Source organism: Paraburkholderia panacisoli, assembly GCF_008369935.1.
GTDB classification, from domain to species: domain Bacteria; phylum Pseudomonadota; class Gammaproteobacteria; order Burkholderiales; family Burkholderiaceae; genus Paraburkholderia; species Paraburkholderia panacisoli.
Genome location: NZ_VTUZ01000005.1, coordinates 1 through 20,019 on the forward strand (window position 1 = coordinate 1; position 20,019 = coordinate 20,019).

21 protein-coding genes are annotated in these 20,019 nt (G+C 61.1%); 13 read left to right on the forward strand and 8 right to left on the reverse strand.

The features are described 5' to 3' along the window. Positions 1-314: 314 nt before the first annotated feature. Together FVF58_RS08680 and FVF58_RS08685 are read right to left on the reverse strand one after the other, a co-directional pair. Positions 315-854, reverse strand: a complete 540-nt coding sequence (locus tag FVF58_RS08680) for a DUF4142 domain-containing protein (protein WP_149669500.1) — start codon at positions 852-854, stop codon at positions 315-317. A gap of 747 nt (positions 855-1,601) precedes the next feature. Further along, positions 1,602-2,513, reverse strand: a complete 912-nt coding sequence (locus FVF58_RS08685) for a CHAD domain-containing protein (protein WP_149669501.1) — start codon at positions 2,511-2,513, stop codon at positions 1,602-1,604. 236 nt (positions 2,514-2,749) lie between these two features. Between FVF58_RS08685 and FVF58_RS08690 the strand changes: the two genes are divergently transcribed. The 4 genes from FVF58_RS08690 (at position 2,750) to FVF58_RS08705 (ending at position 4,935) form a co-directional block, all read left to right on the forward strand. Beyond that, entirely contained in the window at positions 2,750-3,118 is a 369-nt protein-coding gene (locus FVF58_RS08690; RefSeq protein WP_149669502.1) for an NUDIX hydrolase, read from the forward strand. A gap of 535 nt (positions 3,119-3,653) precedes the next feature. Then, positions 3,654-4,247: a TetR/AcrR family transcriptional regulator gene (locus FVF58_RS08695; protein WP_149669503.1), complete on the forward strand. Its 594-nt coding sequence runs from the start codon at positions 3,654-3,656 to the stop codon at positions 4,245-4,247. Continuing rightward, positions 4,244-4,693: a PaaI family thioesterase gene (locus tag FVF58_RS08700; protein ID WP_149669504.1), complete on the forward strand. Its 450-nt coding sequence runs from the start codon at positions 4,244-4,246 to the stop codon at positions 4,691-4,693. Before FVF58_RS08695 ends, FVF58_RS08700 begins: the two co-directional genes overlap by 4 nt. A gap of 128 nt (positions 4,694-4,821) precedes the next feature. Then, on the forward strand, positions 4,822-4,935 hold the full coding sequence (locus FVF58_RS08705; protein WP_149669505.1) for a LysR family transcriptional regulator: 114 nt from the start codon (positions 4,822-4,824) through the stop codon (positions 4,933-4,935). A 195-nt stretch (positions 4,936-5,130) separates the two neighbouring features. Here FVF58_RS08705 and FVF58_RS08710 read toward each other — a convergent pair whose 3' ends face one another. From FVF58_RS08710 to FVF58_RS08720, 3 genes are all read right to left on the reverse strand, one after another. Continuing rightward, entirely contained in the window at positions 5,131-5,484 is a 354-nt protein-coding gene (locus tag FVF58_RS08710) for a DUF1428 domain-containing protein (protein WP_149669506.1), read from the reverse strand. Between the two features lie 173 nt (positions 5,485-5,657). Further along, positions 5,658-6,062 (reverse strand): VOC family protein, encoded by a 405-nt coding sequence (locus FVF58_RS08715; protein WP_149669507.1) that lies wholly within the window; start codon positions 6,060-6,062, stop codon positions 5,658-5,660. Between the two features lie 758 nt (positions 6,063-6,820). Further along, entirely contained in the window at positions 6,821-7,396 is a 576-nt protein-coding gene (locus tag FVF58_RS08720; protein ID WP_149669508.1) for a TetR/AcrR family transcriptional regulator, read from the reverse strand. 152 nt (positions 7,397-7,548) lie between these two features. Here FVF58_RS08720 and FVF58_RS08725 point away from each other — a divergent pair, with 152 nt between their 5' ends. The 4 genes from FVF58_RS08725 (at position 7,549) to FVF58_RS08740 (ending at position 11,351) form a co-directional block, all read left to right on the forward strand. Then, complete coding sequence (locus tag FVF58_RS08725) at positions 7,549-8,283, forward strand: SDR family NAD(P)-dependent oxidoreductase (protein ID WP_149669838.1); 735 nt, start codon at positions 7,549-7,551, stop codon at positions 8,281-8,283. 104 nt (positions 8,284-8,387) lie between these two features. Further along, on the forward strand, positions 8,388-8,987 hold the full coding sequence (locus tag FVF58_RS08730; RefSeq protein WP_149669509.1) for an NADPH-dependent F420 reductase: 600 nt from the start codon (positions 8,388-8,390) through the stop codon (positions 8,985-8,987). 916 nt (positions 8,988-9,903) lie between these two features. Next, a complete protein-coding gene (locus FVF58_RS08735; RefSeq protein ID WP_149669510.1) occupies positions 9,904-10,206 on the forward strand; it encodes an ArsR/SmtB family transcription factor in 303 nt (100 codons plus the stop codon). An 83-nt stretch (positions 10,207-10,289) separates the two neighbouring features. After that, on the forward strand, positions 10,290-11,351 hold the full coding sequence (locus tag FVF58_RS08740; RefSeq protein WP_149669511.1) for an alkene reductase: 1,062 nt from the start codon (positions 10,290-10,292) through the stop codon (positions 11,349-11,351). A 165-nt stretch (positions 11,352-11,516) separates the two neighbouring features. On the opposite strand, the gene FVF58_RS08745 is transcribed toward FVF58_RS08740, so the two are convergent. Then, positions 11,517-12,044, reverse strand: a complete 528-nt coding sequence (locus FVF58_RS08745; protein ID WP_149669512.1) for a GNAT family N-acetyltransferase — start codon at positions 12,042-12,044, stop codon at positions 11,517-11,519. A gap of 199 nt (positions 12,045-12,243) precedes the next feature. On the opposite strand from FVF58_RS08745, the gene FVF58_RS08750 reads away from it, so the two are divergent. The 4 genes from FVF58_RS08750 (at position 12,244) to FVF58_RS08765 (ending at position 15,468) form a co-directional block, all read left to right on the forward strand. Beyond that, positions 12,244-12,891 carry a VTT domain-containing protein gene (locus FVF58_RS08750; RefSeq protein ID WP_149669513.1) on the forward strand — a complete coding sequence of 216 codons (648 nt, stop codon included), beginning with the start codon at positions 12,244-12,246 and terminating at the stop codon, positions 12,889-12,891. Between the two features lie 118 nt (positions 12,892-13,009). Continuing rightward, the gene (locus FVF58_RS08755; RefSeq protein WP_149669514.1) at positions 13,010-13,462 is read left to right on the forward strand and encodes a MarR family winged helix-turn-helix transcriptional regulator; all 453 of its coding nucleotides are present in this window, start codon (positions 13,010-13,012) and stop codon (positions 13,460-13,462) included. 16 nt (positions 13,463-13,478) lie between these two features. Then, positions 13,479-14,042, forward strand: a complete 564-nt coding sequence (locus tag FVF58_RS08760; protein ID WP_149669515.1) for an isochorismatase family protein — start codon at positions 13,479-13,481, stop codon at positions 14,040-14,042. A gap of 64 nt (positions 14,043-14,106) precedes the next feature. Then, complete coding sequence (locus tag FVF58_RS08765) at positions 14,107-15,468, forward strand: MFS transporter (RefSeq protein ID WP_149669516.1); 1,362 nt, start codon at positions 14,107-14,109, stop codon at positions 15,466-15,468. A gap of 108 nt (positions 15,469-15,576) precedes the next feature. Here FVF58_RS08765 and FVF58_RS08770 read toward each other — a convergent pair whose 3' ends face one another. Both FVF58_RS08770 and FVF58_RS08775 read right to left on the reverse strand, forming a co-directional pair. Beyond that, positions 15,577-17,100, reverse strand: coding sequence for a CoA-acylating methylmalonate-semialdehyde dehydrogenase (locus FVF58_RS08770; RefSeq protein WP_149669517.1), 1,524 nt, complete (start codon positions 17,098-17,100; stop codon positions 15,577-15,579). 249 nt (positions 17,101-17,349) lie between these two features. Beyond that, on the reverse strand, positions 17,350-18,306 hold the full coding sequence (locus FVF58_RS08775; protein WP_149669518.1) for a LysR family transcriptional regulator: 957 nt from the start codon (positions 18,304-18,306) through the stop codon (positions 17,350-17,352). A 295-nt stretch (positions 18,307-18,601) separates the two neighbouring features. Here FVF58_RS08775 and FVF58_RS08780 point away from each other — a divergent pair, with 295 nt between their 5' ends. Next, positions 18,602-20,008 (forward strand): MFS transporter, encoded by a 1,407-nt coding sequence (locus FVF58_RS08780; protein WP_149669519.1) that lies wholly within the window; start codon positions 18,602-18,604, stop codon positions 20,006-20,008. Positions 20,009-20,019: the final 11 nt, after the last annotated feature.

The window sequence follows — 20,019 nt, forward strand, 5'->3', positions numbered from 1 at the left end:
CTAAGCCTCGCCGATCCGGCGCCGCCGGCAGTTCGTCGTCTCCGGCGGCTACGCCGCCTCCGACTCCTCACTACCGGCCAAGATGAATGTCGGTACACCGGACGAAATCATTGTCGCCCCCCAAATGCGAGTGAGTCGGAATTGAACGGCGGATTCAACCGGTGGATGCAACACACTGAATGACTCTTCATGGGGCCGGCTACGGTCGTAGGTATCCGACGCGGGCGAACCCTTGCGGAAATTTAACAAGCGAGCGATAACGTCGGACCCCGGCTCCAGATCGGATCGTCCTCATGCTGATCCCGTCGCGCAGATCATCGTCCAAACCTCGGGTGTTCCAGCGCCAACTGCAATTGGTGAGCTTGGTCGAGATGGAAAATAAAAGACAGGCGAGACCGGACGAGCAGTGTCTTCAATTCCGCGTTCGTCGTGGACCGAATGAAGGTGTTTACCAATTTGACCAGTTGCTGCAAGAAGATCACCTCGCGATCAAGGTACGCCTGGTCGAACTCGTGAGTTTCGACTGCATTGAGCCTCGCAAGGTCGTCGTAGCTCTGCTGCGTGAGCGCATCGCTAACCCCACTTCGTTGTGGAGTTGCTGCGAGTCTCTGCATCAATCCAGCGGTTTCCTGGTTGACCTGTCCATGCTCGTCAATCATCCGATTCGCGAAGAATCGTACGCTTCTCGACTGCGTTCTGCGCAAGGCTGTTTGGCCGGCCGCGATTTCCGCCTGATTCGCCACAAGGATGATGCCGACGATTTGTGCATCGGTCAGACCCGCCTCCTGGCCAAATGCGCAAATCGTCGATGCGAGGAGCAGCAACAGCGCTCCAGCGGTACGTTTAACGTTCATTGTTCCCCTCAAATTCGCGCTCCGGTCCTTAACGCATCGTTCACTGCGCGCGACTACAACACAGTAGACATGCTACGCTTCCTCGATGGCTACATGCGCGTGACGACGCCCGTCGAGGTCACGCATCCGGCCGAATTCATCGAGTTGAGGTGCCAGCAGCAGATGCAGACTTCGTGATGGTACCCGACCGCAAGCGCCAGGCTAACGCGTGACAGTTACCGGCTTGTCGTCACTCCCATGCCGATACGGACCGCCGCGCCAGGCAGCGAGGCATTCAACTTCCCGGCTGCATGAACTCGATCCCCGAACCGTCCGGCCCCACGGCGTAGAACACCTTAGTACCCGCTTGCGGTCCCACCGGAATGAGTTGCGGCACCCTGCCGATGCCGCCCAGTAGGCGAGACGCGCTGGAGCACGGCGTCGAGATCGTCGACGTAAAACGCGATGTCCATAAGCGCCTACTTGGCATGGACCCGGCAGGTACGTCCGTTCGTTGCTCGACGCCGCCATACTTCAGTGGTTCGACTCTCGCGGGAAGGGGTTGCTGGGATGGCCTGCCTCGACCCGAAACCGCCGGTCTCTCGGCCAGGCATTCAAGGGCAGCTAACAGATGCGGACCTGACGTCGCAACGAGCGTGACCTGATTTGCACCAAGGGCCTCCGGTGACCCGCTGAGCGCGCCCGGTTACCACCGCACGCAACGCCTCTGTGGCGCCCCAATACTCAGCGTTTGAGATCGCCTCAAGCTCAACTAGCGATGGCTCGAACCCGCCGTGACGCTGCACGCATTCGTCGACCCTTCTGCTTTTCCAACCATTGCAACGACTCCTGCACGACCTCAGGTGGGACTTCGTTGAATGACGCGCTGCGAATCAGGGTTTCGCTTGCGGCAATGTCGTTGAACTGTCCCAGCTTGTTTTGCACGGACATCAATTCTTTGATCGTGCGACCGTGGCCGCCTTTGATAACGGGTTGAAAAAACTCGAGCAGGTACCTCAACTTCTTGCCCGCCTTTCGAACATGGTGAAGATTTTCCTCGTGGGCGTCCTCGCTGCGTGCTGCGCGCCTGCTTCGCTTTCGAAGTGCGCGCTGAGCAAGACGAACCCGCGCCTCGGCGAACGCTCGAATAGGAAGATCGTTGCAACGCGACTGCAGCGTAGTTTGCGCGCGAAGCAAGACATCGTTCAAGAACACCTCGACATCGTCGCTTTTGATCATCGTCTGGCTATGCGCCACCGCCTGTGCGCGCTTCTCGCGCGTTGCGGCCACGAGCAGCGCGATCGATGCGCGTGACTCTTGGGCGGATTTCAGGAGATCGCCTGCGATGTCCCAATCACGCGTTCCGCCTGCCAACGCAGCAAGACGCTTGAATTCTTCGGTGGCTTGTGCGGTCGCTTCCTCGCCGAGGTAAGGGGAGTACGCCCAGTACAATGCGCGAAGCTTTCTGAAGGCGACTCGAAGCTGATGAAACCCCTCGGCATTGCTCTGTGTGGACAGCTCTCTCGCCCTTTGCACTGCCTCGGCTACCACCGGCGTCGCCAGTGATGCGAAGGTACTGGCGATAGAGCTCGTTTTTGAGAGTGATGAACCGGGCGGCCGCCGGTCAACTTTGAAGCGATTGTTTAGCCGCGGCAAGGGCCAGTCACCATCCATATCCATTTCAGCCTCGAGTCGGACAAAAATACGATTTGCCCGGACCTTACCATACTCATCTCCGAGCGCCGCGCTCTTTGTGACGTTTTGATGACATGCCTTTAAGGTGTGGCGCGTACGCCGCCCGCGCTTCGCGACATCGCCGTGCTTCCGCTGTTTTGAATTAGGATGCTTGGCTACGTCATGCACTGCCCGATACGCTCGCGCATCGAAAATTCCTGGAACATACGTGGGAGTTCGTTTTGAAGAAACGCGCCACCGTGGTCTGCCGCAGAGGCAAGCGAATCCTCCTGGTCGCACGTAGTGAATCAAAGTGGGCTTTGCCGGGCGGGATTCTCAAGCGTGGAGAACATCGATCGGACGCCGCGCTTCGAGAACTCAAGGAAGAAACGCGGCTTACCGGGAAGTCAGCCAAGTATCTCTTCGATTTCCGTGGCAAGCAGAAGCACCATCACGTGTTCTCCTGCGAAATCTCGAATCGCGCCAAAGCTCGCCCGAGTAACGAAATATCCAAGTGTCGCTGGGTTCACCTCGACGACATCCCTCGCCTCATGACGAGCGGGCCGACGACCGACATCGTGAAGCTCATGAGTCAACAGCGCAGGAAGTAGCCTCGTTTTCGAGGTGAATAGCACGCGGCCAACGGCGTGCAGAGGCCGCGTCTCGTCCACGGATCGTTCGGCCATGGCAGCTCGGCCGCGCATCCGGCGCTGTGCAAGCTGGCCGGAAAAAGCCGCAAGAGCCACGCCCGAGCAACTAAGACGAAATTGCCCGCCCGCCTCCGCTTTCAAGGCAAATCGTCGTTGGTTTGCAGTCTCCCCTGCGTTGCCGCTTTGACGGGTCGTCGGCCAATGCCGCCATTGGGGCGCTCCGGGTTCTATGTCGGCGATGTGTTCGATTGCTGACGGTGGGAGCATCATGCAGCCGGACGGCAGCTTCCTACATTGACGAATTGGCGCTCCCGGACTCGGAGCCGTCGTTCGATCCGGCGACGCTTCGATGGAAGCTAGCTGACGCAAATCAGCGATCGCCACCCGCCTCCTGTGCTACCGGCCCCGACACCCCAATCGACCTTTACTGCAACCCATTGCGGTTATACGTTGCGCCATTGTATGATGCTCGTCATATTAAGACGAAGGCACGCACATGCGCTACAGCGAGGGACACAAGCAGGAGACGCGAAAAAGGTTACTGAAACTCGCTGCTGACGCGATCCGCTCCCAAGGGCCGGATCGAATCGGCGTCTCCAAAATAATGGCCGAGGCGGGGCTGACGCACGGCGGGTTCTATGCGCACTTCGGCTCAAAGGATGAACTGGTTGCCGAAGCCATCAGCGTGATGTTCGACGAAAGCAAAGCGCGCCTGAATCAGGAAATTTCCGGTCGTAGTCCGGCCGAAGGGCTTTGGCGGTACATACGTTTTTACCTGTCCAGAAAGCATCGAGACGCAGTCGCAATCGGGTGCCCCGTTGCCGCCCTGCTTGCCGACGCGCCGAGAATCCCCGATGCGGCCCGCACCAACTTTTCGCAAGGTGCCGCGCAGCTCAAAGGACAGCTTGCCGACCAGCTTGCCATGCTGGGCGACGCTGATGCCGATGCAAGTGCCGATTCGCTGCTCGCTGCACTCGTTGGCGCATTGATGCTCGCCAGGGCCGAGCCGGACCCGAAGCGCTCCGATGAGATCCTGATGCGCTCGCGGATGGCGCTAAAGAACCGCTTTAACCTGGAGTCTATCGAATGAACCTCGTAGAACAACTGCCATCCGGCCTGACCGGGCTTGAACAGCTTCACAAGCTGATCGAAATGGGCGGCCGCCCGCCCATTGGGGAAACCCTCGAGTTCACGCTGGTCGAGGCCAAGGAAGGGTTCGCCGCTTTCGAGGGCGTCCCGTCATTGCGAGCCTACAACCCGATCGGAACGGTTCACGGGGGATATGCGGCCACTCTGCTCGATTCCGCTTGCGGCTGCGCAGCACACTCCCGACTTTCGGCAACGCAGGGGTATACGACCTTGGAACTTAAAGTCGCGTACCACAAAGCCATTACCCACGAGACCGGCAGGCTTCGTGCGGAAGGCCGCGTGTTGAGCATTGGTCGGCGCACAGCCTTCGTCGAGGCGTCATTGAAGGACGACAGCGACAAGCTTTACGCCTCTGCGACTTCGACTCTCCTTATCATCGAGAGATGAGCCGATAGACTGTTGAAATATCGGGGAGGCGATGCCGGAGGCGGAGAAATCCACTGCGTCTCCCTCGATTTGTTCTGAGACTTTGGTGATACGTGTGAGGCGAGCGAATATGGACAAGCATCCTGGCTATGAAAGTGTTCACCAAGGTCGTGGAGATGAACAGCTTCTCCCGTGCGGCCGATGCCTTACCCACGTCGTTGCCTGAACGGCAGCAACACGTCCTGAGCCAGTCCGTCAAGTGATTTCAGAGGAAAGCGCGGCGCTTCCTGGTAGCGTCGCGCGCGACCGTCCGCTGCAAACCAGATACCTGACTTCACAGCTTGCCCTGAGTAGCGTAAGTCCGACAGGAGATTCACGCGTTGCATCGCGGATGTTCAATGCCAGGCCGCGGCGTCGGTTCGCGTCTCAACGCGAACCGGCGCCATGTTTTTCTGCCATCACGCGTCGACAATCACTTCGAAACCGCCATAGATTAGCCGCTGGCCGTCAAAAGGCATCGGATTTTTATCTGGTTGCAGCCGCGGGTCGGCCATTACCGCTTTCATTCCTTCGTCTCGCGACTGATGCGACGGCCAGACAACCCAGGAGAACACCACCGTCTCATCATCCTTGCGCTTGATCGCCATTGGAAACGACGTCACCTTGCCCTCCGGCACGTCATCTCCCCAGCATTCGACCACCTTCAACGCGCCGTGCTCCTTGAAGACGGCCGCCGCGCTTTCGGCGAACTGTCTGTAAACTTCGCGGTTGGCAGTAGGCACGGGGACAACAAATCCATCGACGTAAGTCATTCGCAATCTCCTTTTTCCCATACGGACTATAGGTGCCGGTCGGCAGCGCATCGCAACACGACCGCCCATACGCACGACGAGCGGGGAGTCAAGAAATCGACAATAGTCGATTCCTTTGCACCGATAGCCTGCTTTGACCCTAAGCGGCGCTTTGAGGCATGGCGTCGGCCTGCTCACTTAAGCGGTTGCCCAATGCCGAGGAGGTTGCCCTCGCTATCTCGGAACCAAGCAGCTCTTTCGCCTACCCCACCCTTGGACGGGTAATTCCCTTCTATATCAGCGATCCCGTTTATCGTTTTGAGGCCGGGAAGATCGTATTCTTCGAATGCGACTCCACGCTGTCGCAGCTCACTAACGGTTACCTGGATGTCATCGACCTCCCAGGCCATTTGTGTGTGAGTACCTGAGGCCGACCCAGACGACTGAAAGAGTGTGAAGTAGCCCCTGCCGCATTTGTAGCGGAGGCCACCAGCCCGTTCTTCCACCGGCTCAAGGCCGAGCTTGCTCGAGTAGAAAGATCTTGCGCGAGCGAGGTCTTCCGCTGGGATCCGAGTTGCGACGTCGCTGTCTTGAAGCATGGAATACCTCTGAGGTCAAGAAAGGCCAAAGACTTTGTTCGCTCCGTCCCGCGCAACGCTTCCGCTTTGCGGCCACGGAGTTTCTCTTCAGGCACCAGTTAGTCAGACGGGAACGCACTCATCGCCTTGATCTATCGCAGACCATGCGGTACACAAAACAGTTGACCCCCGAATCCGCTTGGCGTCGGGCCACCCGCCGTTTCTAGGCGACGCGATTTGGAAGTACACGTGCACCCGACCTTGTTCGATGAAATCGAACCTTCCTTTGAATCACGTTGAACGACATTCGGCACCACGTGGTCCACAATCACGAACATGGTTCCGAACCGAGGCTCAAGTGCTCGAGGACGCGCCACGCCTTGTGAGCCCGGGAGTGAGTCAGCGACGGGTCGTCAGTCGCCGCGCCTCGAAGGTCCGCTCGCCGCGAGCAAGCGGACGCTCGCGACCTGATTGGGAAGGACCGTTCCTGGCCGAGAGCACCAGTTCGGCGAACGCTCTCCAGAGCGGACGTTGGAGTCTTCAATGGCAGCTTTCCGGCAAGGTACGTGAACGCGTACTGTCGGCCATGTGTAGTCGCTGGGTAGTGCGGCAGCTCAGCCGCTCCAACGTCTTATCGCCTTCGATAACAGCCGCTCAAAACTCCCGACACGATCAGCTGCATTCGTCACCTTTGCCAAGACTTTTGTGCATAGTGTCGCCGACGCCGGTCATAGAGGACGCCATCCGACGCAATGCAGACAACAATTCGTTGCACTCTGTTACGTCGCCTTCCTGGCATCGTTGCTCGACCGATTTGTCAGGATGGCGCTCGTAATGAGGTGAACGAGATGATCCGCCCGTGGCGCGAATGAGGGTTGGTCGACCGCCCAGCCGAGAGCCGTTGTCAGGGCAAACAGGTCGTCCCCATTCATATCGGCGCGCGCCGTTCCCTCGCCCTGAGCACGGAGCAGTAGTCGCGCGCCTGCTGAGTGCACCGCTGCGCACGAAGCATAAAGAGCGGAGTCCGGGTTCGTGTGGGCGGCCGCCATCATGGCGACAACGCCCCTGTAGCTTTGGGCGAATGCCACCAATTCCCGAAACCAGGAGAGAAGTGCTTCGTCAGCCGAAGTCGACGTTTCGAGTTCGTCTGCCTTCTGCGTCAGTGCGTCCATATTGGTACACAGCAACGCTTCGAACAGGGCTTCTCGCGTCGGGAAATGACGAAGCAGTGTAGCCAACCCGACGCCGGCCCGGCGGGCGATCTCTCGCATGGGCGCATCGGCGCCGTGCTCGGTGACGACGTCACGCGCGACTGCAAGTAGATGGTTGTAATTTTTTTGGGCGTCGGCTCGCATGGGGGACCTTGACAAACGGATCAGTGATCCACATAATCCGGATCAGTGGTTCGGATGCCGCGAGTCAGGATCTGGATCGGTGGTCCACATGATACAGCGCCTTTGTACCAATGGGAACAAAGGCGCTGCCCGACACGACGAAGGGGGAGGTTATGGGAAAGCTTGAGGGTAAGGTTGCAGTCATCACGGGCGGATCGAGCGGCATGGCACTGGCGAGCGCCAAGCGGTTCGTTGAAGAAGGCGCCTATGTTTTCATCACGGGCCGGAGGCAAGAGGCGCTCGACGAGGCCGTCAAGCTGATTGGCCGGAACGTGACCGGCGTGCGCGGCGACGCGGCCAATCTAGACGACCTCGACCGCCTGTTCGATACAGTCAAGCGAGAAAAAGGCAAGATCGACATCCTGTTCGCGAGCGCAGGCACCGGCGAAGCCGTCCCTCTGGGCGAGATTACCGAGCAGCACTTCGATGCGACCTTCGGTTTGAATACGCGCGGAACGCTGTTTGCGGTTCAGAAGGCGTTGCCGCTGTTCAACGATGGCGGATCGATCTTCATGACCGGGTCAGTTGCTTCGGTGAAAGGTTTTCCTGGTTATGGCGTGTATGCGGCGAGCAAGGCGGCGTTGCGCTCATTCGCACGCACTTGGCTTAACGAACTGAAGGGCCGGAATATCCGGGTGAACGTGCTGAGCCCGGGGCCGATCGCCACCCCGATGCAGGACCAGGTTCTCACCGAGGAGGCGAAGAGGATGTTCGAATCCCTGATCCCGCGGGGAAAGATGGGTCGTCCTGAGGAAATTTCGACGGTCGCGCTGTTTCTTGCTTCAGACGATTCGAGCTTCGTGAATGGGGTGGAGTTGTCTGTCGACGGCGGCTTCTCGGCCATCTGAAATCGCGCCGAAACGCGTGTAGAAGTACCTGTCAACTCGACGAATATGATCCGATTTGTGTCTATAAATATGGATTCCTTACCAGTACTGAATGGAGAGTTCGCATGAGCTATTCGATTATTGGCTTTGGCGCGGTAGGTCAGGCACTCGCCCGAGCGTTTGCAAGAAAGAACATCGATGTGACCGTCGCCAGCCGGCGCCCTCCCGAGACGTTGATGCAGCAGGCACGAGCGATCGGCCCCACCGTTGTCCCCAGGACGCTGCAGGATGCAATCGCCTCCGACACGATCTTTCTGGCGGTTCCGTTTTGGGAACATCGCGAAGTCGCGAAGCGGATCACAACCTGGCAGGGCAAGACGATCATCGACATGACAAATGCTTTCGGTGTTCCCGTTGAAGACCTGGAAGGTCAGCCGTCGGCCGCAGTTGTCGCCAAAGCGTTTACCGGCGCCAGGTTCGTAAAGGGCTTTAACCATCTGCCCGCTGCCGTGCTGGCCGCTGATCCGAGCGTGAATGGCGGCAGCCGCGTCGTGTTTTTGTCGAGCGATGACGAAAATGCGGTGGCACCGGTCGCTGCTTTGGCCGAACAACTCGGCTTCGCGCCGATTGCGCTAGGACCGCTCAAGGATGGCGGCTCGCTTGTCCAAGGCAGGGGGAATACTTGGGGCCAACTGATCTTCAAGGATCTCGTCAAGTTCAAATAGCGGCGCCTCACGACGAAGTCACAGCGGCCACGCGCTTCGCTAAACGCGTGCTGGTGATCTGACCGAGATTCAGTTAGTGCCTCTGAGCGAGTGCATGACGGCCGCTAGCGACCCGCTGGCTGCGAGCGCCCGTACTGCAGACGTGATGCGGACGGATGTCCGTTCGGAATTGGAAAGCGGTCGTTGCCGACATGGTGACCCGAATGACGGCTCAGGGTCGAAAGTGTGAGTTCGCGGATGCAGGAAGCTGCCGTCCAGCTGCTTGATGCCGTCACCGTCGGCAATCCCCCCATTGCTGACGTGCGACCAAGGACAGCCCAATGTCGGCTTTGGCCGATATGCGGGCTCCTTCGATTGAACAACTCAATATCCGCAGGCACCGATCGATCGACGCTCATCGCAATTACGCCTGTTCGCCTCCGTTTTAGCGGCTCATGAAAGAACGCCGTCTTTCCAGTTCGACCGAGAAGTTAACGAGACGGCCAACGCATGCGGCATTGCCCCTCGCCTCGAAAGCAAATCGAAAGATTAACGGAGCCCGTTGCAGCGCCGGCGAAGTGCAAACATACATTCAGCAATCCGAAGTTTATAAACAAACCTAACCGGCATATGCGGCCACAAATCTCGCCTTGCAAGAGATATTAGATCGACAACAAAATCCGTTACAAATCCGTAAGTTACATCCACTTTTCCATGATGCAAAACAAAAAACACAATCTTTTTTGTGCGTTCGTTCCTGTACCAAACAAAAAAGTACAAACTATATTGTGCGCGGACACCTATCACCCCCAATGCCAGTAGTGCCTTCGCACATATCGTCTAATTCCGATATATGATTCGTTCTGTAGCGATGCAGATGCGTCGATGCCAGCCGGCGTCCCGCCTGCCCGTTGCCGAATACCTTGAAGCCAACCCAATGAAGCCCGATATCGACGCGATTCACAAAGCGCTTGCCAACCCGGTGCGCCGGGAGATTCTCGGCTGGCTGCGGGAACCGTACGCGCATTTTGCCGATCAGGAGTTGCCGCTCGATCACGGCGTGTGCGCGGGCAAGATCGACGCGCGCTGCGGGCTGTCGCAGTCCACCGTGTCGGCGCACCTCGCGGCCTTGCAGCGCGCGGGGCTCGTCACGTCGAAGCGGGTCGGCCAATGGGTGTTTTTCAAACGCAACGAGCCCGTCATCCAGGCGTTCCTCGAACATATGAACGCCAGGCTCTGAACGCGTCATTCGCGTCGCCACGCTTCTTTCATCAAGCAATCTTTTCAGGCTCGGGCCGCGCCCGCCGCCAAAGGTGAACACTTATGCCGACTCTTTTCGATCCGTTGCAAATTGGCGACATCACATTGTCCAACCGCATCATCATGGCGCCGCTGACGCGTCAGCGCGCCGAAGAAATCCGCGTGCCGAACGCGCTGATGGCGCGCTATTACGCTGAGCGCGCAACGGCCGGTCTGATCATCAGCGAAGCCACGTCGGTCACGCCGCAAGGCGTCGGTTATGCGGAAACGCCGGGTATCTGGTCGCCGGAACAGGTCGAGGGCTGGAAGCTCGTCACGAACGCCGTGCACGCGGCCGGCGGCAAGATCTTCCTGCAACTGTGGCACGTGGGCCGCATTTCGGACCCGCTGTTCCTGAACGGCGAATTGCCGGTCGCGCCGAGCGCGATCGCGGCAAAGGGCCACGTGAGCCTGGTGCGTCCGGAACGTCCTTACGTGACGCCGCGCGCGCTGGAACTCGAAGAAATCGCCGGCGTGGTCGAAGCGTTCCGCAAAGGCGCGGAAAATGCGAAGGCCGCAGGTTTCGACGGTGTCGAAGTGCACGGCGCGAACGGCTATCTGCTCGACCAGTTCCTGCAGGACAGCACCAACAAGCGCACCGATGCGTACGGCGGTCCGGTCGAAAACCGCGCGCGTCTGCTGCTCGAAATCACCGACGCCTGTATCGACGTGTGGGGCGCGAACCGTGTCGGCGTGCATCTCGCGCCGCGCCGCGACTCGCACGCGATGGGCGATTCGGACCCGGCTGGCACGTTCGGCTATGTGGCCCGCGAACTCGGCAAGCGCAAGATCGCTTTCATCGCGGCCCGCGAATCGCTCGGCGACGACCGCCTCGGCCCGCAACTGAAGAAAGCCTTCGGCGGCCCGTACATCGCGAACGAAAAGTTCACCAGGGAAACCGCGCAACAGGTGCTCGACGCGGGTGAAGCGGACGCGGTGGCATGGGGTCAGCTGTTCATTGCGAATCCGGATCTGGTGCGCCGCTTCGCGACGAATGCGCCGCTGAACAAGCCGAATCCGGCGACTTACTATGCGCGCGGCGAAACCGGCTACATCGATTATCCGACGCTGGAAACGGTCGAATGAGCAGGCGCGCCGCAGGTTGATGCGTCAATGCGCCGACGCATCGAGGCGGCGCATGAACAACGCTCGCTAGCGGTGAATACGCTGTAAAACACGCGGCGGGTGTGACTGAACGATATGTCGGTCACGCCCGCCGCGTTTGCTTTTGCACGCCGAAAACTCCGCGCGTCATCCAAGATCACGCCCCATGAACACGCGCTTCGATTCGTCGAGTCCTTGCGCGATATGGGCGTCGCGCCGCGCGATCAACGCCGCGTCGAGTTCGGCTGGCGCGATAACGCGAAAACCAAGCCGCCGGTAATACGGCGCATTCCACGGCACATCGCGATACGTCGACAGGATGAGTTGCGGCAGTTGCCGCCTGCGCGCGAGTTGCGCGACCTGTTCGATCAGCGCCGCGCCGATGCGCCGTCCCGCATGCGAAGTGAGCACGTCGAGTTCCTGAACGTAGATGCGCGCGGGCTGCGGCTCGAACATCACGAAGCCGGCGCAGGTTGCATCGGCGTCCACGGCGACCAGGATCTCGCGCGCGGCGATCTTGCGCTCGACGAGCTCCCGCGCCATCGGCGGAGCGTCGGCAATGCCGGTCATGTCTACGCTGACGAAACGCTGACCTGCTTCGAATTCGATCGTGCGGATCACGTCCGCTTCGTGCGGCAACGCAAAACGAAACGTAACGGTGGCTGTGTGTTGCATGACGCTCCTGGTGCGCGCTGGCTGGCGGGCGGCCGTATGCTGGCCGCCATGGTCGAAGACATGCCCCGATATTGGCATCCCGGCCGACGAATCGACAAGTGAGAGATGCGAGACCCGCCGCGTGCGAAACAGGCATAAAGCCACTGCGCGCGCCCTCACAGGACTACACTCCAGACATCGGATCGCCCTTAGGCCCAACATGGACCTCCTGAATCTATTCCAGATCGCCCTGCACCTCGATCAGCACCTGATTACGCTGATCGAGCAATTCGGCACCGCGGTGTACGCGCTGCTGTTTGTGGTCGTGTTCGTCGAATATGGCTTCCTGCCTCTGTTCTTCCTGCCGGGCGATCCGCTGATCTTCATTTGCGGCGCACTCGCGGCCACGGGCGCGTTGAATGCGTGGATCGTGGCGCCCGTGCTGTTCGTCGCGACGGTGACCGGCAGCATCGTCGGCTATGGGCTGGGCCGCGCGGTCGGCGAAAAGGTTTATTCCGCCGACTATCGCTGGCTGAACCAGCACGCGCTGCGTAAAGCGCACGCGTTCAGCGAGGCGCGCGGCGGGCTGACCTTTCTGCTGTCGCCGTACATCGCCGTAGTGCGCACGTTCGCGCCGTTCGTCGCGGGCGTCTCGCGCATGACGTTCTCGCGTTATGTGTGGCTGGTCAGCGCCGGAGCGGCGCTTTGGGTCGTGTCGCTGATGGCCGCCGGCTTCCTGTTCGGCAATGTGCCGATCGTGCGCGAGCACTTGAGTTCGCTCGTGCTGCTGGGCATCCTGCTCGGCGGCGCGATGCTGCTGTGCGGCGCGCTGTGGCGCCTGCACCAGCGGCGCCTGCGCGCGGACTGAAAGCGCCGGCATCCTCCACGCGCGACCCGGGGCGCGATGACCATACCGGCGCCGTCAGCTTGACCCGCAACAGATATGAAGGCAACCTTCACAGGTAGCCTTCATATCCAGTCCTCGCATGAGCAAGCACGACACCCCGGCCGCAGCCGATGCGCTGCACGCATTGGCGGAAGACCTGCGTGTGCTGGGCGTCAAGCTGCGCCGCCGTCTGCGCGAAGAGTCCAATGTGGGCGACTTCACGCCTTCGCAGATGCAGGTGCTCGCTCTGCTGGAGCGCGAAGGTGCGGCCACGGTCACGTCGCTCGCCCGCGCTCAGGGTATGCGCCCGCAATCCATGGGCGAAACGCTTTCGACGCTGAAAGCCGCCGGATTCGTGACCGGCGCACCCGACCCGAACGACGGCCGGCAGACGGTTCTCTCCCTCACCCCAGCGTTTCGCAAGAAGATCAAGGCAAGCCGGGCCGCGCGCGAAGACTGGCTATTCCGCACCATTCAGACCCGCTTTTCGGCGGCCGAGCAGAAACAGCTCGCAATTGGCGTCGACTTGCTCAAACGCCTGATCGACTCGTAACTCGCAGGAGCACACCATGGCACTCACCACTCTCGATGCAAAGACCGCGTTGGTCGTCATCGATTTGCAGCGCGGCATCGTCGCGCTGCCCACCGTTCATCCGTCAAGTGAAATCGTCCAACGCTCGGTCACGCTGCTCGACGCGTTCCGCCGCCACGGGCTGCCCGTGGTGCTCGTCAACGTCGCCGCGGGCGCGCCGGGCCGCACGGACCAGGGCCGCCACACCGGCGACTTCCCCGCCGGCTTCGCGGACCTCCTGCCCGAACTGAAGCAGCAGCCGTCGGACCATCTGGTCACCAAGCGCACCTGGGGCGCGTTCACGAACACGGATCTCGAAGCGTATCTGCGCGAGCAAGGCGTCACGCAAGTGGTGCTGGCGGGCATTGCGACCAGCATCGGCGTCGAATCCACCGCGCGCTACGCAAGCGAACTCGGACTGAACGTCACGCTCGTCGTCGACTCGATGACCGACCTGAATGCGGACGCACACACCAACAGCATCACGCGCATCTTCCCGCGCCTCGGTGAAACCGGCTCGACGCAGGAAGTGCTCGATCTGCTCGAAAGCACGCGCGCATGACCATGCGCCCAGGCGGGCACTTGCCTTCACACGTCGCCCGCTCGCTTCAAAGGGGAATCTTCCGGTGACAGCCACATTCCGTTCGCTGCGAAACTTCAATTACCGGGTCTGGGCGAGCGGCGCGATCGTTTCCAACGTCGGTACGTGGATGCAGCGCACGGCGCAAGACTGGCTCGTACTGACGGAGCTGACGCATCACAATGCGACCGCCGTGGGTATCGTGATGTCGCTGCAATTCGGGCCGCAAATGCTGTTGCTGCCGCTCACCGGCTACGCGGCCGATCACTTCGACCGCCGCAAGCTGCTGTTCGCGACTCAGGCGGCAATGGGCTCGCTGGCGCTGGCCCTCGGCCTTCTCACCGTGACCGGACTCGTGCAGCTCTGGCAGGTCTATGGATTCGCGGGACTGCTCGGCTGCGTCACCGCTTTCGATTCCCCGGCGCGCCAGACCTTCGTGTCCGATCTGGTCGGTGAACGCGATCTGGCCAACGCGGTCGCGCTGAATTCCACCTCGTTCAACGCCGCGCGCATGATCGGGCCCGCGGTGGCCGGCCTGCTGATCGCGTCGGTGGGCACCGGCTGGGTGTTTCTGATCAACGCGCTTTCTTTCGTCGCCGTGCTCGGTTCGCTGCGCATGCTGCGGCTCGGCGAATTGCATCAGAAGCCACGCGCGATACGCTCACGCGGCAGCTTCGTGGAAGGCTTCAAGTATGTGTGGACGCGTCCCGATCTGAAAGCGGCACTGCTGATGCTGTTCCTGATCGGCACGTTCGGACTGAACTTCCCGATCTTCATCTCGACGATGTCGGTCACCGCGTTTCATGCGGGCGCAAGTCAATACGGCGTGTTGAGTTCGACGATGGCGATCGGCTCGGTGACGGGCGCGTTGCTCGCCGCGCGCCGCGCGAGACCCCGGATGGCGCTACTGCTCGGCGCCGCCGCGATCTTCGGCGTGGGTTGCGCGGTGGCGGCAGTGATGCCGAACTACGTGCTGTTCGGCATGATGCTCGTTGTGATCGGTGTATGTACGCAAACCTTCACCACGTCGACCAACAGCCTCGTGCAACTCTCGACCGAACCCGCGATGCGCGGCCGCGTGATCGCGATCCTGCTGGCGATCGCGCTGGGCGGCACGCCGCTCGGCGCGCCGGTCGTCGGCTGGGTGGCGGACCGTTTCGGCCCGCGCTGGGCGCTCGGCGTGGGCGCCGCATCGGGTTTCGCGGCAGCGCTGGTCGGCTTGCTGTATCTGGTGAAATACCGCCAGTTGCGCGTGTATGTCGAGGAGCGACGGCTGCGCTACAGCATCGACGATCCACAGCCGGCTTCCGCGGCTTCGTCTGCGGCTTCGAACTATGTCGGTCCCGTTGCAGCGGTCCGCAACGCCGCGTTGAATGAAGCGGAAGAAGACACATCATCAAGCGTCTGAACGTCAGCGCACCTTTACCGCCTCGACAAAAAAGCCGCGCCTGAAAATTCAGGCGCGGCTTTTCATTTGCAACAGCGGCAACAGCGACGGCAATGCCGCCGCGCCGACTTATTTCGCCACCGGCATCGTGAACTCGGCGCCCTTCGCGATGCTGTCCGGCCAGCGCTGCATGATGCTCTTATAGCGCGTATAGAAGCGCACGCCCTCTTCGCCGTATGCATGGTGATCGCCGAACAGCGACCGCTTCCAGCCGCCGAACGAGTGCCATGCCATCGGCACCGGAATCGGCACGTTGATGCCGACCATGCCCACCTGGATCTGCCGCCCGAACGCGCGCGCGACACCGCCATCGGAAGTGAAGAGCGACGCGCCGTTGCCGAACTCGTGCGCGTTGATCAACTCGACGGCGCTCGCGAAGTCGGCCACGCGCACCACCGCGAGCACCGGGCCGAAGATCTCTTCCTTGTAGATCTTCATCTGCGTGCCGACATGGTCGAACAGCGTACCGCCGATGAAGAAGCCCGCTTCGCCCGCCACCGGATGCGCGCGGCCGTCGACGATCAGCTTCGCGCCTTCTGCCTCGCCCGAAGCGATGTAGCCCGCCACCTTGGCCTTATGTTCGGCGGTAACCAACGGTCCCATCTCGGCGTCGAGATGCTCGCCGTTTCTGATGACGAGCGCCTTGACGCGCGGCACCAGCCTCTCGATCAGCTGATCGGCGACATCGCCGACCGCGACCGCCACCGAGATCGCCATACAACGCTCGCCCGCCGAACCGTAGGCCGCGCCGATCAATGCATCGACTGCCTGGTCGAGGTCGGCGTCCGGCATCACCACCAGATGATTCTTCGCGCCGCCCAACGCCTGCACACGCTTGCCGTGCTTCGATGCTTGCGTGTGAATGTATTCGGCGATCGGCGTGGAGCCCACGAACGACAGCGCCGCGACGTCGGGATGTTCGATCAGCGCATCCACGGCCACCTTGTCGCCGTTCACGACGTTGAATACGCCGTCAGGCAGACCGGCTTCCTTCAGCAACGCAGCGATGCGCAGCGAAGCCGACGGGTCGCGCTCCGACGGCTTCAGCACGAACGTATTGCCGCACGCCAGCGCGACCGGGAACATCCACATCGGCACCATCACCGGGAAATTGAACGGCGTGATGCCGGCGACCACGCCGAGCGGCTGGCGCAGATTCCAGTTGTCGATGCCGCCGCCGATCTGGTCGGTGAAGTCGGTCTTCAACAGGTTCGGGATGCCGCACGCGAACTCGACCACTTCGATGCCGCGCACCACCTCGCCTTGCGCGTCCGTGAACACCTTGCCGTGTTCGCGCGTGATCAGCATCGCGAGTTCGTCGTGATGCTGGTTCAGCAGTTCCTTGAACTTGAACAGAATGCGCGCGCGCTTGAGCGGCGCGGTCTCGCTCCATGCGGGAAACGCGGCTCGTGCTGCGTTGACGGCCGCGTCCACTTCCTCGACCGATGCCATCGCCACGGAGCCGGTCACTTCGCCGGTCGCGGGGTTGAAGACGTCCTTGAAGCGGCCGCTCGTCGGCGCGACCGTGGCGCCGCCGATGTAATGGCCCAACTGCTGCACCGACAGCTTCGCTTGCTCGTTCACTGCGTTCATGTCTTACCTCGGGTTCGGAGAAGGCCGCGGTGCATCGCCACCGGGCGCGGGCAAAAAGATCGGACCAAGTCGCACAGCATGCGAGCGGCGCGCCGCTCGCCGGCTTGGCTTGGCTTGATCGAAACTCGCCCAACTGTATCGACGGTGCCCGTCATATTCCCGATACAGCGCAACAGAACCGCGCCTCACTGTATTGTTTTCTGCCTGGCAACTGTATTGGAGCGGAGGTGTCGAGGCGGCGTCGTCCGCTCAAAAGCCGCCCACGCCCCGTGTCACCAGCGCATACGGTCCGCACGTCAACTGCTCCCTGAGGAACTCGATGCATACCTGGATGCGCGCCGACGACGACAGCCGTTCCGCCGTCACCGCCCACACATCGGCGGACTGCTGGTAGTCGGGCAGCACCCGCACCAGTTCGCCGGCGCGCAGGCTTTCAGCCACATCCCAGATCGACACCATCACCACCCCAAAGCCGTCCTTGGCCCACTGCACGACGATGTCGCTGAGATTCGACGCGACCGTGCCGGTCACCTTCACGCTCTTTTCGCCATTCGGCCCGCTCAGCCGCCAGACGCCGAAGCGATCGTCGCGGCCGCGAAACAACAGGCAGTCGTGCTGCGTCAGGTCGCTCAGATCGGCCGGCATGCCACGCCGTTCGAGATAAGCCGGCGACGCGCAGAGAATCCGCGCGCTCTCCACCATCTTGTGCGCGATCAGATGCGGCTCCTGCACTTCGCCCACGCGCACGTCGATGTCGAAGTTCTCGCCGACCAGATCCGCGCGCCGGTCCAGCAACTCCAGCCAGATCTCGAGATTCGGATGACGCTCGCGCAGCATCGCGAGAATCGGCGACACGTGTTTGCGCCCGAGCCGCAGACTCGTGCTGATGCGCAGCAAACCGCGCAACTCCGTGCGACGGTCGGCGAACGCGTCGGCCATGCCCTGCACATCGTCGAGTATTTTCTGCGCCCACTGCAAGGCGGCTTCGCCATCGGACGTCACGCTGACACGGCGCGTGGTGCGCTGAAACAGCTTGACGCCGAGACTGGCTTCGAGCATCGCGATCCGCTTGCTCACATGCGAGGGCGACAAACCCATTTCGGTCGACGCCGCCACGAAGCTGCCGCGCCGAGCGATGTTGCAGAACAACTGGAGATCGCGCAGGAAAGATTCATTGCTGGCTGTGAGCGCATTCTGATTTTCCATCTGGTCGCATTGTGTCGGTGCAGAAGCACATTACCCTAGCCGTAACGAATGGCTCAGGCAAGCCAAAGCAGATCTGGCGGGTTGTCCGGGATACCGAGGCGCTGGTTAACCCTCGCCGCCGGCCAGCCTTTGAAGTGGATGCCGCATTGCAGCAACCCGACAGACTGCCGGCCTCGTGTCACCACCGCAGGTTGCGCCAGTCCAGGAAAGTCCTGGCTTGCATAGTTTTGGTTTCAGTATGCAAATGAGTCAGCCATAGAAAGCTGATAGAAAACATTTCTGTTCAGGAGACGATATGGAAACGAACACATCGGCGAGCGCTCACGAGCACCGCTCGCAGGCTCGCAAAGCAACCGCCAGCGGCTGGATCGGCTCGGCGCTCGAGTACTACGATTTCTTCATCTACGCTCAGGCGGCCGCGCTGATCTTCCCGCAGTTGTTCTTTCCATCGGGCAACCCGAAGATCGCCATCGTCGCGTCGCTCGCAACCTATGGCGTCGGGTACGTCGCCCGTCCGATCGGCGCGATCGTGCTAGGCCATTGGGGCGACACCCACGGCCGCAAGAACGTGTTGCTCCTCTGCATGTTCCTGATGGGCATTTCGACGATGGCGGTCGGCTTTCTGCCCACCTACCATTCCGTCGGTATGCTCGCTCCGACCTTGCTGGTGATCCTGCGCCTGATCCAGGGCTTCGCGGTTGCCGGTGAAATCTCGGGCGCGAGTTCGATGATTCTCGAACACGCGCCATTCGGACGACGCGGCTATTACGCGAGCTTCACGCTGCAAGGCGTGCAGGCCGGGCAGATTCTCGCCGCGGCCGTGTTCCTGCCACTCGCCTACTTCATGAGTGAAAGCACGTTCAACTCATGGGGCTGGCGGATTCCATTCCTGCTTAGCGCGTTCGTGCTGGTCGCCGGCTACATCATTCGCCGCGAAGTGCACGAAACGCCCGCGTTCGCGAAGGAAGAAGTCAGCGGCAACGTGCCGAAGTCGCCGATCATCGAAGCCTTCCGCTACAACTGGGGGGATATGCTGCGCGTGGTCGGCTGCGCGCTGATGAACGTGATTCCCGTGGTCGCCACCATCTTCGGCGCGGCGTATGCGGTGCAGGCGTCGTACGGCATCGGCTTTTCGAAGAGCGTCTATCTGTGGATTCCGGTAATCGGCAACATCGTCGCCGTGCTGGTGATTCCGATCGTGGGCAATCTGTCGGACCGCATCGGCCGGCGTCTGCCGATCATCGTCGGCGCACTCGGCGCGGGGCTGCTGTCGTTCGGCTACCTCTACGCGATCAGTATCAAGAACGTGCCGCTCGCAATCGTCATGTCGATCCTCATGTGGGGCATCGTCTACCAGGGCTATAACGCGATCTTCCCGAGCTTCTTTCCGGAGTTGTTCCCGACCCGCTCGCGTGTCTCTGCAATGGCGATCGGCCAGAACATCGGCACCACGATCACCGCGCTGCTGCCGGCGCTGTTCGCCTACGTCGCGCCTCCTGGATCGAACAACATTCCGCTGACCATCGGCACGATCACGTTCGGCATCACGGTGATTGCGGCGGTGACGGCATGGAGCGCACGCGAGAACTACCGCGTCAAGCTGAGCGATCTGGGCCAACCCAACGCGGTGCCGATCGACAAGCAGAGCTATGAAGCGCTGCGCGCCGAGACGATGGCCCAGGCAAAAAAAGCCGTCGCGTAAGCACTGACTGA

Excerpts from the sequence above, each read along its gene's own strand:
- FVF58_RS08740 (WP_149669511.1), top strand. The coding sequence starts at position 10,290 with ATGCCGACTCTTTTCGATCCGTTGCAAATTGGCGACATCACATTGTCC.
- FVF58_RS08685 (WP_149669501.1), bottom strand. The coding sequence starts at position 2,513 with ATGGATATGGATGGTGACTGGCCCTTGCCGCGGCTAAACAATCGCTTC.
- FVF58_RS08680 (WP_149669500.1), bottom strand. The coding sequence starts at position 854 with ATGAACGTTAAACGTACCGCTGGAGCGCTGTTGCTGCTCCTCGCATCG.
- FVF58_RS08695 (WP_149669503.1), top strand. The coding sequence starts at position 3,654 with ATGCGCTACAGCGAGGGACACAAGCAGGAGACGCGAAAAAGGTTACTG.
- FVF58_RS08775 (WP_149669518.1), bottom strand. The coding sequence starts at position 18,306 with ATGGAAAATCAGAATGCGCTCACAGCCAGCAATGAATCTTTCCTGCGC.
- FVF58_RS08720 (WP_149669508.1), bottom strand. The coding sequence starts at position 7,396 with ATGCGAGCCGACGCCCAAAAAAATTACAACCATCTACTTGCAGTCGCG.
- FVF58_RS08780 (WP_149669519.1), top strand. The coding sequence starts at position 18,602 with ATGGAAACGAACACATCGGCGAGCGCTCACGAGCACCGCTCGCAGGCT.
- FVF58_RS08735 (WP_149669510.1), top strand. The coding sequence starts at position 9,904 with ATGAAGCCCGATATCGACGCGATTCACAAAGCGCTTGCCAACCCGGTG.
- FVF58_RS08760 (WP_149669515.1), top strand. The coding sequence starts at position 13,479 with ATGGCACTCACCACTCTCGATGCAAAGACCGCGTTGGTCGTCATCGAT.
- FVF58_RS08715 (WP_149669507.1), bottom strand. The coding sequence starts at position 6,062 with ATGCTTCAAGACAGCGACGTCGCAACTCGGATCCCAGCGGAAGACCTC.
- FVF58_RS08745 (WP_149669512.1), bottom strand. The coding sequence starts at position 12,044 with ATGCAACACACAGCCACCGTTACGTTTCGTTTTGCGTTGCCGCACGAA.
- FVF58_RS08730 (WP_149669509.1), top strand. The coding sequence starts at position 8,388 with ATGAGCTATTCGATTATTGGCTTTGGCGCGGTAGGTCAGGCACTCGCC.
- FVF58_RS08770 (WP_149669517.1), bottom strand. The coding sequence starts at position 17,100 with ATGAACGCAGTGAACGAGCAAGCGAAGCTGTCGGTGCAGCAGTTGGGC.
- FVF58_RS08700 (WP_149669504.1), top strand. The coding sequence starts at position 4,244 with ATGAACCTCGTAGAACAACTGCCATCCGGCCTGACCGGGCTTGAACAG.
- FVF58_RS08725 (WP_149669838.1), top strand. The coding sequence starts at position 7,549 with ATGGGAAAGCTTGAGGGTAAGGTTGCAGTCATCACGGGCGGATCGAGC.
- FVF58_RS08705 (WP_149669505.1), top strand. The coding sequence starts at position 4,822 with ATGAAAGTGTTCACCAAGGTCGTGGAGATGAACAGCTTCTCCCGTGCG.
- FVF58_RS08750 (WP_149669513.1), top strand. The coding sequence starts at position 12,244 with ATGGACCTCCTGAATCTATTCCAGATCGCCCTGCACCTCGATCAGCAC.
- FVF58_RS08755 (WP_149669514.1), top strand. The coding sequence starts at position 13,010 with ATGAGCAAGCACGACACCCCGGCCGCAGCCGATGCGCTGCACGCATTG.
- FVF58_RS08710 (WP_149669506.1), bottom strand. The coding sequence starts at position 5,484 with ATGACTTACGTCGATGGATTTGTTGTCCCCGTGCCTACTGCCAACCGC.